The 14432-nt window shown below is 53.1% G+C and carries 13 protein-coding genes; all 13 read left to right on the forward strand.

What is annotated here, in order from left to right:
* The first annotated feature begins 37 nt into the window (after positions 1 to 37).
* The gene (gene deoB, locus D3P09_RS20180; protein ID WP_120113178.1) at positions 38 to 1222 is read left to right on the forward strand and encodes a phosphopentomutase; all 1185 of its coding nucleotides are present in this window, start codon (positions 38 to 40) and stop codon (positions 1220 to 1222) included.
* Between the two features lie 111 nt (positions 1223 to 1333).
* Positions 1334 to 2158 carry a purine-nucleoside phosphorylase gene (locus D3P09_RS20185; RefSeq protein ID WP_120113179.1) on the forward strand — a complete coding sequence of 275 codons (825 nt, stop codon included), beginning with the start codon at positions 1334 to 1336 and terminating at the stop codon, positions 2156 to 2158.
* 111 nt (positions 2159 to 2269) lie between these two features.
* Positions 2270 to 2440, forward strand: a complete 171-nt coding sequence (locus D3P09_RS20190; RefSeq protein WP_120113180.1) for an aspartyl-phosphate phosphatase Spo0E family protein — start codon at positions 2270 to 2272, stop codon at positions 2438 to 2440.
* Positions 2441 to 2471: 31 nt separating this feature from the next.
* Complete coding sequence (locus D3P09_RS20195) at positions 2472 to 3800, forward strand: pyrimidine-nucleoside phosphorylase (protein ID WP_120113181.1); 1329 nt, start codon at positions 2472 to 2474, stop codon at positions 3798 to 3800.
* Between the two features lie 233 nt (positions 3801 to 4033).
* On the forward strand, positions 4034 to 5689 hold the full coding sequence (locus D3P09_RS20200) for a glycerol-3-phosphate dehydrogenase/oxidase (protein ID WP_120113182.1): 1656 nt from the start codon (positions 4034 to 4036) through the stop codon (positions 5687 to 5689).
* A complete protein-coding gene (locus D3P09_RS20205; RefSeq protein WP_120113183.1) occupies positions 5686 to 6474 on the forward strand; it encodes an HAD-IIA family hydrolase in 789 nt (262 codons plus the stop codon). The genes D3P09_RS20200 and D3P09_RS20205 overlap by 4 nt, the downstream gene beginning before the upstream one ends.
* Before the next feature lie 49 nt (positions 6475 to 6523).
* On the forward strand, positions 6524 to 7246 hold the full coding sequence (locus tag D3P09_RS20210) for an MgtC/SapB family protein (RefSeq protein ID WP_120113184.1): 723 nt from the start codon (positions 6524 to 6526) through the stop codon (positions 7244 to 7246).
* Between the two features lie 217 nt (positions 7247 to 7463).
* Entirely contained in the window at positions 7464 to 8759 is a 1296-nt protein-coding gene (locus D3P09_RS20215) for an ABC transporter substrate-binding protein (RefSeq protein WP_120113185.1), read from the forward strand.
* Between the two features lie 133 nt (positions 8760 to 8892).
* Positions 8893 to 9774, forward strand: coding sequence for a carbohydrate ABC transporter permease (locus tag D3P09_RS20220; protein WP_120113367.1), 882 nt, complete (start codon positions 8893 to 8895; stop codon positions 9772 to 9774).
* Positions 9775 to 9792: 18 nt separating this feature from the next.
* A complete protein-coding gene (locus D3P09_RS20225) occupies positions 9793 to 10605 on the forward strand; it encodes a carbohydrate ABC transporter permease (protein WP_120113186.1) in 813 nt (270 codons plus the stop codon).
* 9 nt (positions 10606 to 10614) lie between these two features.
* On the forward strand, positions 10615 to 11364 hold the full coding sequence (locus D3P09_RS20230) for an MBL fold metallo-hydrolase (RefSeq protein ID WP_120113187.1): 750 nt from the start codon (positions 10615 to 10617) through the stop codon (positions 11362 to 11364).
* A 74-nt stretch (positions 11365 to 11438) separates the two neighbouring features.
* Positions 11439 to 12044: a glycerol-3-phosphate responsive antiterminator gene (locus tag D3P09_RS20235; RefSeq protein WP_120113188.1), complete on the forward strand. Its 606-nt coding sequence runs from the start codon at positions 11439 to 11441 to the stop codon at positions 12042 to 12044.
* A 1145-nt stretch (positions 12045 to 13189) separates the two neighbouring features.
* Positions 13190 to 14371, forward strand: coding sequence for a D-alanyl-D-alanine carboxypeptidase family protein (locus tag D3P09_RS20240; RefSeq protein WP_424452458.1), 1182 nt, complete (start codon positions 13190 to 13192; stop codon positions 14369 to 14371).
* The last annotated feature ends 61 nt before the right edge of the window (positions 14372 to 14432 follow it).

The raw sequence follows: 14432 nt of genomic DNA on the forward strand, positions 1-14432 counted from the left end.
ACATAAGTGATTACAGTCAGAAAGAGAGGCAAACAATATGAAATTTGAACGTATTGCAGTTATTGTATTGGACAGTGTAGGGATCGGCGAATTGCCTGATGCCGAGCAATTTGGTGATAAGGGATCGCATACGCTTGGACATATAGCAGAGCGTGTCAGCAGCCTGGAGCTGCCGCATCTGCGCCGCTGGGGGCTTGACCGCATTGCCTCTATAGGAGCTTGGAAGCCTGAAGGCGGGGAAGCGGACGCCTACTTCGGCAAAATGGCCGAGGTCTCTGTCGGCAAGGACACGATGACCGGCCATTGGGAGCTCATGGGGCTGAAGCTGACGGTTCCGTTCCAGACCTTCCCAGACGGCTTCCCGCCTGAGCTGATCGGACCGTTCGAGGAACGGACAGGACGCAAGGTGATCGGCAACAAATCCGCTAGCGGCACGGAGATTTTGGACGAGCTGGGCGAGGAACAGATGAAGACTGGAGCATGGATCGTATACACATCGGCGGACAGCGTCTTCCAGATTGCGGCCCATGAGGATATTATTCCCCTTGAGGAGCTCTATCGCGCCTGCGAAATCGCGCGCGAATTGACGATGGATGACCGGTTCACGGTCGGCCGTGTTATTGCAAGGCCGTATGTGGGCGAGCCGGGCAGCTTCAAGCGTACGCCGAACCGCCATGATTATGCGGTGAAGCCGCCGCAGCCGACTGTTCTGAACGCGCTTAAGGAGGGCAGCTTCGATACGATCGCCATCGGCAAGATCAACGATATTTTCGACGGCGAAGGCATCTCGGAAGCGACGCCTACCAAGAGCAATGCGGACGGCATTCAGCGCACGATCGACCGTCTGGAGCAGCCGTTCCGCGGATTGCTGTTCACAAATCTGGTTGATTTCGATTCCCTCTACGGCCATCGCAGAGATCCGGAGGGCTATGCCCGGGCGCTAGAGGAGTTCGACCGCGCGATCCCTGAGCTTGAGCGGGTCATCGGCGAGAAGGATCTGCTCGTTGTGACGGCAGACCATGGCAACGATCCGACTCATCCTGGCACGGATCATACGCGCGAATATGTGCCGGTGCTGCTCTACAGCCCTGCATTCAAGACAAAGGGCGGGCTGCCGGTTCGAGAGACGTTCTCCGATCTGGGAGCAACCATCGCCGATAATTTCGGTGTGCAGGCGCCGCCGAACGGTACAAGCTTCTTGCATTTGTTGGAGACGAAGTAGTTTTACTTCGTACTACTTAAGCCTATCCTTACGAAGCATTTGTACTTCGTAAAAATAAGCATATCCTTACGAAGTAGTTTTACTTCGTAAAACTTTCAGGAGGAAATAACCATGACTCAACTGACAGCTGCGCATATCAAGGAAGCTGCGAAATATATACAAAAACAAACGGCAGTACAGCCGGAAATCGGCCTTATTATGGGCTCGGGGCTTGGTGTGCTGGGCGATCATATCGAAAACGCGACGGTTATCGCTTACGAGGACATCCCGCATTTTCCGATCTCAACTGTGGAAGGCCATGCCGGCGAGCTGCTGATCGGATCTCTGTCCGGGCGTTCCGTTGTGCTGATGCGCGGCCGCTTCCATATGTATGAGGGCTACGGACCAGAGCTGACGGCTTTCCCGGTTCGCGTTATGAAGGCGCTTGGCGCTAAATCTCTGCTTGTCACGAATGCCGCTGGCGGCATCAACCTGGACTTCGCTTCGGGCAACCTGATGCTGATCTCGGATCATCTGAATCTGACGGGCAAAAACCCGCTGATCGGCCCGAACGACAATGAGCTTGGCGTTCGTTTCCCGGACATGTCGGAAGCGTACAGCAAGCGTCTGCGCGGCATTGCGAAGGAGATTGCAGCGAGCCAAGGCATTGAGGTTCAAGAAGGCGTGTACGCTGGACTGCTGGGTCCGACCTATGAGACCCCTGCGGAAATTCGCATGCTTCGCACGTTAGGCGCGGATGCTGTCGGAATGTCGACCGTTGCCGAGGTCATTGCGGCCCGCCATTCCGGCATTGAAGTAGTCGGAATTTCCTGCATCAGCAACATGGCGGCCGGAATCCTGGATCAGCCCTTGTCCCATGAGGAAGTTATGGAGACGACGGAGCGAGTCAAGTCCCAATTCCTGGGCCTTGTTACTGCATTAATTTCTAAAATGTAACAGTTTTTGTAACACAATTGTAACATTTGGCTCGACTCAATATGACAGTTTTCCAAATGGGAATCGTCGTATAATGTCCATGATCAAAGAAAGATGGAGTGGACGAGCATAATGGACAAGCAATTACTAATGCAGCTGGAGCAGCTGCGCAATGCAATGGTTGAGACGGCAATCACGGAGAAAAACTTGTTGCACCGCGATGTGCTGGTGCTCAGCCAGTCGCTGGACGAAATCATCGTTCGGGTTCAGTCCGAACGGCGGTTGCTCGCCCGTACGACGTAATTGCGCTTGCTCTTACTTGGAGGGAGCAGACATGCGGGTTGTTGATATCATCCACAAGAAGCGCGACGGCGGCGAGCTGTCGGCCGAGGAAATCGGATTTCTCGTGAGCGGCTACAGCCGCGGCGATATTCCCGATTATCAGATTTCGGCGTGGGCAATGGCGGTCCTGTTCCGCGGGATGACGTCTGCCGAGACAGCGGCATTGACGCTGGCTATGGCTTCTTCTGGGGATCAAGTAGATTTGTCGCCAATACATGGCGTTAAGGTTGATAAACACAGCACGGGCGGCGTTGGCGACAAGACCACGCTTATTATTGGGCCGCTTGTAGCGGCTGCAGGAGTGCCGGTAGCGAAGATGTCGGGGCGCGGCCTTGGACATACAGGCGGAACGATAGATAAGCTGGAGGCGATTGAAGGCTTCCATACGGAATTGACTCGCGAGGACTTTATCCGCCAGGTGAACGATATCGGCCTGTCCGTCATTGGACAGAGCGGCAATCTGGCGCCAGCCGACAAGAAGCTGTATGCGCTCAGAGACGTGACAGGCACGGTGGAATCGATTCCGCTTATCGCCAGCTCCGTTATGAGCAAAAAGATTGCGGCTGGTGCAGACGCGATCGTGCTGGATGTGAAGACAGGCAGCGGCGCTTTCATGAAGACGGTGGAGGATGCCGAGAAGCTGGCCAATGCAATGGTTGCCATCGGCTCGGAAGTGGGCAGGCAGACAGCCGCTGTCATTAGCGATATGGATCAGCCGCTTGGCTTCGCAATCGGCAATGCGCTTGAGGTAGAGGAAGCGCTCGCTACGCTTAAGGGCCAAGGCCCGGAGGATCTGACTGAGCTGTGTCTGGCGCTGGGAGCTCATATGGTGGTGCTTGGCGGCAATGCCGAGACCTTTGATGAAGCGAAGGAGCTGCTGAGGACGAAGCTGGCAAGCGGCGAAGCTTTGGCCAAGTTCCGGGCATTCATCGAAGCTCAAGGCGGCGACGGCCGTATCGCGGATCAGCCGGAGCTGCTTCCGAAGGCACCGTATACGATCGAGGTGCAGGCTGCGCAATCCGGCTACGTCAGTGCGATCGAGGCGGAGCAGCTTGGCCTTGCGGCGATGATGCTGGGCGCCGGACGCGAGACGAAGGACTCGGTGATCGATTACGCAGTAGGACTCACGCTTCGCAAGAAGGTTGGCGATCAAGTGGAGCAGGGCGATACGCTTGCCGTGCTTCATGTCAGGGAGAACAATGATGCGGCTCGCAAGGTGGGTGGCCGCGTGCTGGGCGCTTATACCATCGAGAAGGCCAAGCCGGAGCTGCGCCCGCTGCTGCTGTCGGTTGTAACTTCGGAGGGTATTACGCGGTATTAATTTTGTAAAACGCTCGTTGCCGAATAGCAGTCCACGTTGTGAAATAAGTATAGACAGCCGGTCCGTCTCGGCATATAATGGAAGTAATCATAGCTTAGCAGAGCGGTCGGAGAAAATGGAGAACCCTTTTGCAGAGTAAGCACCTATTTGGGTGTGTGCTCTTCGCAGAAGGGTTTTTTGCATTTCCGGCTGCACTTGCAATATGACTGGGAGCAACCAAGGAGGAATGCACGATGAAAACCCTATTCTCGGCGAGGGAACGCGAACGCTATCTGAATCAAATGGCCGGGGAGGAGCTGGACCTGCTTGTCATCGGGGGAGGCATTACCGGGGCGGGCATCGCTTGGGATGCAAGCGTCAGGGGGATGAAGACGGGATTGCTGGAGATGAATGACGTCGCATCAGGCACCAGCAGCCGTTCGACGAAGCTCATACATGGCGGCCTTCGCTACTTGAAGCAAGGCGAGGTCAATCTCGTTCGTGAGGTTGGCTCCGAGCGGGCGCTGCTGCATAAGAGCGCTCCGCATCTGGTCGATCCTATCCCGATGCTGCTGCCGATCTACAAAAAGGGGACATATGGCTATCTCGCCAGCGCTGTCGGGCTGTATATATACGACTGGCTTGCAGGGGTGAAGAGAAGCGAGCGGCGCAAGATGTACAGAAAAGAGCAGACGATGGCACTTGAGCCGCTGTTCAAGACGGAGGATCTGAAGGGCTCGGGCTATTACTACGAATACCGGACTGACGATGCGCGGTTGACAGTGGAAGTGATGAAAAGCGCCCGCTCAAGAGGCGCAATTATTGCCAATCATGCTAAGGTGGAGCAATTTATATACCGCAGAGGCAAGGTAGCCGGAGTGAAGGCATTCGATCTGGCAAGCGGCAATAGCTATGAGATTTATGCCAAAAAAATCGTCAACGCAGCAGGGCCATGGGTCGATGAGATTCGCAAGCGCGATAATTCACTTCACGGCAAAAAGCTGCTTCTGACAAAAGGAGTTCATCTGGTTGTCGACTACAACAAGCTGCCGATCCGGCAAGCGGCATACTTCGATGTCCCTGGAGGGCGAATGATCTTCGTTATTCCCCGCGGCAGCAAGACCTATATCGGCACGACCGATACCGTGTACAAAGGCGGGCTTGAGGAGCCGGGCATTACCGAAGATGACGTCGATTATTTGGTGGATGCGGTGAATGCGGCTTTTCCTGGCGTGCGCTTGAACAAGCGGGATGTGGAGACGGGCTGGTCCGGCCTTCGCCCGCTATTGTGGGAGGAGGGCAAAAGCCCGTCCGAGGTATCGCGCAAGGATGAGATCATCTTGTCGGATTCCGGCCTAATTACGATAGCGGGCGGCAAGCTGACCGGCTTCCGCAAGATGGCGGAGAAAGTCGTGGATTTGGCTGCAAAGCAATTGCAGGACGAGAACGGCAAGATTTATCCGCCTTGCACGACCGATAAGGAGCCGATCAGCGGCGGCGGAGGAGGTTCGGGAGCGGGCTATCAGCAATCCATCGATGCTGCAATGCAGCTTGGCGGGGACATGAAGCTTACAAGATCAGAGGTTGCCGACTTAGCTAGCCGCTATGGCGCCAATACGACAGATGTCTTGAAGGCTGTGCAGAGCGCAGAGCATTTCCCAACGAAGAAAGATCAGCTGCTTTACGGGGAAATTCTGTATTGCATCGACCACGAGCTGACGCTGAACGCTGTTGATTTTCTGCTGCGGCGCACAGGCTGGCTGCTCTTCGACCGGCAACGGGCGGAGCAGGAGCGGGATGCCGTCGTCGAGATGATGGCTTCTATCCTGGACTGGAGCGAGCTTGAAGTGCGCAGGCAGCAGCAGCTGATTGACGACCAGATCAAGGAAGTTTGGAGGAGCCGCGCATGAGAAGCCTTCATCAATATTCGGCCTATATATTTGATCTTGACGGAACGATCTATCTGGGGAGCGACCCGATCGACGGAGCGGTGGAGACGATACAGAAGCTTCAGGCGCTGGGCAAAAAACTGCTTTTTCTGACCAATAAAACGATCGACTCGCGGGAGGCGTATTTGAGTAAGCTGAATGGCTTTGGGCTCTCCGTCACACTGGAGGAGATATTGAATCCGGCGCTCGTTACAATTCATTACTTGAAGCGCAATCATCCTGACGCCAAAGTCTACGTGATTGGCGAGGAAATCTTGAAAGATGAACTGAGAGACAACGGCATCTCGTTTGCGGATACGCCTGAGGAGACAGGAGTGGTGGTGATTTCATGGGACCGGAACTTCCATTATGACCATTTGGACTTCGCGTATCAGGCGATCAAGCGCGGCGCGAGCGTCATTGCGACCCATCCTGACCGCACATGTCCGATGCCCGGCGGTGAAATCCCGGACTGCGGGGCGATGATAGGCGCGATTGAAGGCGCATCCGGTATCAAGGTCGATATCGTCATGGGCAAACCGTCGCCGCTTACGATCGAGACGGCGCTGCACCTGCTGGGCGTTGATGCCAAGGACTGCTTGATGACGGGCGACCGTCTGGAGACCGATATCCGAATGGGCCAGCAGGCAGGCATGGGCACAGCGCTTGTCCTGACAGGCGTGACAGGCGATGGCGACTGGACAGAGTCTGACATAAAGCCAACCTACGTGCTTCAGTCGGTATTGGAGATTGGGCGGGCTGGCTAATGGAGGACAGCTTAATGGTGATGTTATTACGAGGAGACGAGGGTTTACGATGTTCGAAATTTCCTTGAGTACGGACACGATGCTGCTCCGGCTGCTGCTGGCCGCCCTGCTCGGCGGCATGATCGGATGGGAGCGGGAGAGAAGGAGGAAGCAGGCGGGGCTGAAGACGCATTTGCTTGTTGCGGTTGGGGCTGCCCTTATTATGCTTACGTCCATCTATGGCTTCGACAGCGATCTGATCAATCATCCCAATGCCAGATTCGATCCGGCGAGGCTATCGGCACAGGTGGTCAGCGGCATCGGATTTCTAGGTGCTGGCGCTATCCTGCGGCGCTCCAACCATGTCATCTCCGGCTTAACGACGGCGGCTACGCTTTGGGTAGCGGCGGCGATTGGGCTAAGCGTGGGCTCGGGCTTCTATTGGCCCGCGGTTGTGACGACGGCGCTTGTTCTGCTGAGCACGCTGGTGCTCAACAAATTTGAATCAAAGTTTCTTTTTATCAAAAAATCAGGCAGTCTGAAAATTGTTATTGATACCGGAGAGAGTCCGGTTGAAATCCATCGGATTACATCCTTGCTGGAGAAGTCGAACATGTCGGTTGAGCAATTAAATGTCATGAACGCCGATGCGGACGATCAGGGCAGCACCTCCTGCATGATGGAATTTCGCGTCCATTCCTTTAACGCTAAGGGGATTAATGCGCTGTTCCAGCAGCTGTGGCAGGTGAAAGGCGTGAAGCAGGTACGAATGAATTGGAGAGAGCGAGAGTAAAGAAAATAATCATGAAAGCGCAACCAAAATGTAAAAATATTTCTTGTCAAATTCGTGAACCGATTGTAGAATGTACATGTATAATTGAAAATTGCCGGGCGGAGATGATGAGAAGCCCTTTGCATGACGAACTGCTTTCGTATGTTTGAAAGCGTTTTTATGCAGAGGACTTCTCTCTTGTTTTTATCCGGCAAAAACGACATAGGGGGATATCCGAATGAAGAAGCTGGCATTATTGATTCTTGTATTTGCATTTATCATCTCGGCATGCAGCAACGGTGATTCATCCGGCGGAAAAGGCGGCGAAGGGGGAGACGGACCGGTCAAGCTCCAGTTCTACTTCCCGGTAGCTGTCGGCGGGCCGATCACCAAGCTGATCGACCAGCTGGCGAAAGACTTCGAAAGAGAAAACGAAAATATTAGCGTCATGCCCATCTACGGCGGCAGCTACCAGGATACGATGACGAAGGTGGCAACGGCTGTGCAGGGCAACAACTCGCCGGATATGGCCGTGCTCCTCTCGACCGATTTGTACACGCTTCTCTCGATGAATGCAATCGAGGACTTGACGCCACGCTTCTCGCAATCCTATTTTGACGGATTCTATGACGCATTCCTCGGCAATACGAAGTCGGGCGATCAGGTATGGAGCGTTCCGTTCCAGCGGAGCACAATCGTTCTGTACTACAACAAAGACAAATTCCGCGAAGCGGGACTAGACCCGGAGAAAGCGCCGGCCACTTGGGAGGAGCTGCGGGAGTATGCCTCCAAGCTGACAAAGGCGGACGGCTCCCAATGGGGGATCGAAATTCCGAGCACGGGCTATCAATACTGGATGCTGCAGGCGTTATCCCTGCAATCGGGTGAAAACATCATGTCGAACGACGGCAAGGAAGTGTTCTTCGACAAGCCGCATGTAGAGGAATCGCTTCAATTCTATATGGATCTGGGCCAGAAGGATAAAGTGATGCCATCCGGCACGATCGAATGGGCCACCGTTCCATCTGACTTCATCAGCGGCAAGGCGGCGATGATGTTCCATACGACCGGCAATTTGACGAAAGTGAAAAACGAAGCGGCTTTTGACTTCGGCGTGGCGTTCCTGCCGGCCAACAAGCAGTACGGATCGCCGACAGGCGGCGGCAACCTGTACGTATTCAAGGATATTCCTGAGCGGAACAAGGAAGCGGCAATCAAATTCATCGAGTTCCTGACTCAGCCGGAGCGGGTTGCGCAGTGGTCGATTGATACAGGCTACGTCGGCACGACCAAGGCTTCCTACGAGACAGAAGCGCTCAAGCAATACGTAGCGGACTTCCCTGAGGCTGCCGTGGCGAGAGACCAGCTGGAGTATGCCGACAGCGAGCTGTCCACTTACCAGAATGGACAAGTGACGAAGATTTTCAACGATAACATCCAGGCTGCGCTGATCGGCACAATGACGGCCAAAGAAGCGCTTGCGAAATCACAGGAGCAAGCGACCGGAATTCTGAAGCAGTTCCAATCCAAATAAATAACGAACAGGCCAGAGACCATGGAGAGCCGCGAGCAGCATTCGAACCCTTTCCTTTGGTGAAAGCGCGTTCATGCTTCGCGGCTTTTGTGTTGTCATTAAACCTTCTTCAAGGTGGAAACGGGTGATGAACATGACACGAAGATTTTCGATCAACTGGAAAGAGAATGCATTTGCTTATGCCCTTCTGCTTCCATCGTTAGTGTTTTTGGTAATGTTTACGTTCTATCCGACATTCAAATCGATCTATCTCAGCTTCTTCAGCTCAACGTTCGGCGCGCAGAGCTTTGTCGGGTTCGAACAGTATGCCAGAGTGCTGTCGGATGATGTGTTTTTCAAGGTAATCAAAAACAATCTTATTCTCGTCATCGGCACGGTGCCAACCAGCCTGCTGCTAGCCATCTACATGGCGATCTGGGTGAACAACAAGATGAAGGGCAACGGCTTTCTCAGAGCTTCGTTCTTCTACCCGACGCTGATCCCGATGATCTGTATTGCTAACATTTGGCTGTTCATCTATACGCCGGATTACGGACTGCTGGACAAGTTCCTTTCCTTATTCGGCATTGACGGCGCGAACTGGCTCGGCGAGCCGGGCTGGGTCATGTATTCGATGATTGTGATGCTGATCTGGAAGGAAGCCGGATTTTTTATGATTTTCTATTTGGCGGGACTTCAGAATCTGCCGGGCGACGTCTATGAAGCGGCGAAGATCGAAGGGGCGAAGCCGTTCCATGTTTTTCGCAAAATTACGTTCCCGCTCATCATGCCGACGACGCTGTTCTGCATGATCGTTGCGACGACGAATGCTTTCAAGCTGGTCGACCATCTGTACATCATGACCAAAGGCGGGCCGGACAATGCAAGCAATCTGTTGCTCTTCTTCCTTTATGAGACGGCATTCAGCTTCTGGGATATGGGCGCAGCATCTGTACTGACTGTCGTGTTGCTCGTTATTTTGCTGGCGATATCCATTTTCAACTACGCTTATCTGGATAAGCGCATCCACTACTAGGAAAGGGAGTGCAGGTGTATGTACCGAGTCATTAATCGAACCCTCATTGTATTGCTGGGCATTCTCTTTATTATGCCGCTAGTGTGGACGGTGCTGACCTCGTTTACGCCGTCAATTGAGGTTATTACACGCATGAACCCGTTTTCGGTGAAAAATCCGACCTTCGGCAATTATTTGGCGGCATGGGAGACGATCCCCTTCCTGCAATATTACTTGAACACGATCATCATCGTGCTGGGCATTCTGGCGGTGCAGATGATTACCGTTACGCTGGCGGCTTACGCTTTTGCCAGATTGACATTCATCGGCTCCAGCTTTATCTTTATCGTCTTTCTGGTGCAGATCATGATTCCGCCGGACATTCTGATCTTCCCGAACTACGCCATTATGAAGGAGCTTAACCTGATCGACTCCAAGCTGGCCATTATGCTGCCGTATTGGGCGTCCTCCTTTGGCGTCTTCCTGCTCCGTCAGACGTTCAAGCAAATTCCGGTCGACCTGGATGATGCGACGAAAGTAGACGGCTGCAAATGGTGGCAGACGCTGTTCTACGTCTATCTGCCTTCGGCGAAGCCGACTTATGTCGCGTTCGGCCTGATCTCGGTCAGCACCCATTGGAGCAACTTCATGTGGCCGCTGATCGTTACCAACTCGGTGGAATCCAGACCGCTGACGGTCGGCATTGCGATCTTCGCGCAGTCCTTCGAGACCGGCGCCCAATGGGGAACGGTAACGGCTGCAACTGTCCTGGTTATCCTGCCGTTGCTGGCAGCGTTCTTCTTCTTCCAGAGACAGTTCGTTGACAGCTTCATGCATTCCGGATTGAAGTAGGAGGCTGTTATGGAAATTGTATTTATGGGTACGGCATGTGCAGCCTCAGGGCGGGACAGGGACAACACGTCGCTGCTTCTGCGCGGCGAAAGCGGCAGTACGATGATTGATATTAGCGGCAATCCCTTGGGCAAATTGAAGCAGCTGGGCATGGGCACGGACGAAGTGGCCAGACTGGTGCTGACGCATCGGCATATCGACCATATCTACGGGCTTCCTTCCTTGCTGTGGGGCATGTGGCTGGACGGCCGTCAGAAGCCTCTGGATATTTATTGCGACCAAGGAGACCGGGAGTGGCTGGAGGGCTGGATCGGCCAGCTCGGCATGTCTGAGTGGCCAGCCGAGTTCAAAGCTGTCATTCGAACCTATGCTTGGGAGCAGCCCGCTGTATTGATCAGTGAACCGGATATGGTGCTGTCAATCTTCCCCGGCAAGCACGCGGTGCCGACGGTTGGCATCAAGGTGGAGCATGAAGGGCGGATAGCGGTCTATTCTTCAGATACTGAGCTGAATCCCGCGATTAAAGCGATGAGCCGCATCGATCTGCTCATTCATGAAGCGACGACGGCAAGAGCGCCGCTGGCATCGCACAGCAGCCTGCATGCCATCATTCAATATTACGGCTGGACGGCTGTGCGCCGGCTTGTATTCGTGCATCTGACCGATGGCGAGCCTTATGACGAGGTATTCGCTGAAGCGCCAGCCTTTATCCGTTCCCGGATGAAGCTGGCGCAGGACATGGAGAGCGAGCTGCTATAGGAATTGGCGGCTAACGCTGTTGATTGAACCGGAGACTAGGGAGATAGCGTTGAATCAACGATGAGGTGATAGCGATGAGAAAAGAGCATGACGGCGCCAGACGAATGGCGTATTTCCTGAAGCGCAAGCCGATTATTACATCTCTGATGAACGAGGAAGAGCTGCAGTCCGTGCTGGCGACAAGCTCCAGTGTCGTCTTTATTCTGAAGACGGATATTTTCCGAATCGATGCCATAGTTGAAGGGATCAGAGACGCCGGCAAGCTGTCCTTTGTACATTTTGATCTCATAGACGGAATCGGCAAGGATAAGACCGGGGTAGCTTACCTCGCGGAGAAGGTAGGCATCGACGGCATTGTGACTACCAAAAATAACATTATTGCGGAAGCCAAAAAACTGGGTTTGCTAACGGTCCAGCGCCTGTTCGTCTTCGATTCCGTCTCGCTGGAGAACGGGATCAAGATGACGAAAGCCTCAGAGCCGGATGCAATCGAGGTGCTCCCCGGCATGGTGTGCCAGCGGATTATGGGGCGCATTCGCGCCGAGCTGGACATTCCGATTATTGCCGGCGGCTTGATGGTGGATATGCAGGATTACGAGCTTGCGCTGAAGAGCGGCGTTATCGGCATATCGACCTCCAGCAAGGAATTGTGGCGCTGGCAGGATCAGCATATGGGCTGAGCCAGTCAATAAGCGTGACTATTGTTCGGCAAGTGCAGGCAGCCAGAGAACTGACATGCCGATGCGGGAATAGATGAACGGTCCTGCCAGAAGGCAGGCATCAATATCATAATCTCAAACGTTTGGTTAGGGCGGGAAGCTGGCGCTTAGGCGCCGGCTTTTTGTCTTTGCTTAGGAAATTATGCATTTTAGAATGGATACATTCGTCGAAATGAGAGCTCAAAGCAGCAAAAAACCTTCTTAAAGTTGCTGAAGCAGGTCCTGAAGCGGGGGTAGCTATTTTTTTGAAATTTGTAAGGGAACTACGAGACGCTATTTGCCCGTTTTTCTACCATTTTTATACGTAAAAGAACTGAGAGTCCTTATACGCCCTTAATGAACCGTAATATGGGGCGGACGGTGCAAATAAGGCTTTCTCATTCCGTTAGACGTTAAAACATATCTAAAATCGAAGCATAGAGTCTCTCAGTTCCTTTAGGAGGCAGAATAGGATCGCACACTTGTGATCTTCAATCGCCCGCAGGGTGAGTTCGTTCTGGTATGTTCTGATTAGTGTGATTGTTTGTATGATCTATCGTATAAATTCAAAGAGTTGAATGGGTGAAAGAAGATATTTGTACGTAAATCGTACAAATCGTTTCGAATCAAATGGATGATACATAGTTTTTGTATGACGAATCGCACAAGGTAAATTTGTGGAAAAGCGCGCCCTGAGTATTTCTGCCTGAGCAGGAATGACCGGGGTGTGTTTTTTTATTATTGGAAACAATCCGTTAATCCTGCAGTGATTGCAGTTTCTGAAGCAGCAGATTTTTATGGTCCCCTGCAAGACAAAGAAGAGTGAAGCTTTTTTCTGTGATCAGTGAATGAAGCCTGGCCGCTTCCTGCCTTGCAAGGTTATAGAGAGAGCGGTCAATGCTGCCGTTTAGCATGGCATCTTCAATCCGCATATTTTCTTTTCATTTCATCTCCTCCCTTATGATAATCTTCGTACTTTATGGTTACAGAAGTGGCAGTCAGCACAATGATGCGACCACATCCTAACAGTAAATCCTCTGCTTTGGAATAATTTCCAGCGTTAGCGTCAACACTGGAAAGGAAAATAGTGCCGTATTGCACATCTATCTATCAGGAGGGACATTTCGTTGAAGAGATCAGTAGCTTCATTAATCGCAATAGTTATGACATGTACGCTCATGCTGCCGGCAGCGGCGCTCGCTGAGGAGAAGTTGCCGCAGCAGGGTGCAAGCACGATTGACCTGGCGCCGTCGGCAAGGTCTTCCATCTTAATGGATGCCGATACCGGTACGATAATCTACGAGAAGAACAGCCATGACAGGCTTCCGCCTGCCAGCATTACGAAGATTATGACGCTGCTGCTCGTCATGGAGGCTTTGGATGAAGGGAAAATCAAGCTGACCGACATGGTGCGCACAAGCGAATATGCAGCATCAATGGGCGGATCGCAAATCTTCCTGGAGCAAGGCGAAGAGATGTCCGTGGAGGATATGATCAAGGGCATCGCGCTGGCATCGGGCAACGACGCATCGGTTGCGATGGCGGAGAAGCTTGCGGGCACAGAGAGCCAATTCGTCGCCATGATGAATGAGAAGGCTAAGGAACTCGGCATGAATGATACGCAATTCGTCAATCCGAACGGACTCCCGGTGGAAGGACATTATTCCTCCGCCCATGATATTGCTGTCATGTCTAGAGAACTGTTGAAGCATTCTGAAGTAACAAAATATACAGGACTCTATCAGGATTACCTTCGGAAATCATCAGAGAAGCCGTTCTGGCTTGTCAATACGAACAAGCTTGTCCGCTTCTATAGCGGTGCGGACGGCCTGAAGACCGGCTTTACAAGCGAGGCCAAGTACTGCTTGTCCGCGACGGCGAAGCGGGATGGCCTGCGCGTGATCGCGGTTGTGATGGGCGAGCCGACGACCAAGCACCGGAACAACGAAGTATCTCAGATGTTCGACTTTGCGTTCGCCCAGTACATGAATTATCCGATTGTAGGCGAAGGCGATCCGATCGGTACGGCGCGCATTGAGAAGGGCATGGAGTCTGAGCTGCAGCTTGTTGCTGAGAAGCCATACAACCTGCTGCTGAAGAAGGGGACCTCGACAGGAGACATCCGCCATGAACTGAAGCTGAACGAGAAGCTGAAGGCGCCGATTAAGGAAGGCCAATCCATCGGCAAGCTGATCGTCTACCAGGGCGACCAGGTGCTTAAGGAGTATGATGTGGCCGCGCCGAAGAAGATCGACAAGGCAAGCTGGTGGAAGCTGCTCGGCCGGGCAGCGGGCGGATTATTCCATTAAGCTGTCATTTTGCAGCTTTTGTCAGCTCCTAGCGGTATGCTTCTAGTTTTGTCGGTGTGCA

The sequence above is a fragment of the Paenibacillus pinisoli genome, assembly GCF_003605435.1.
GTDB lineage: Bacteria > Bacillota > Bacilli > Paenibacillales > Paenibacillaceae > Pristimantibacillus > Pristimantibacillus pinisoli.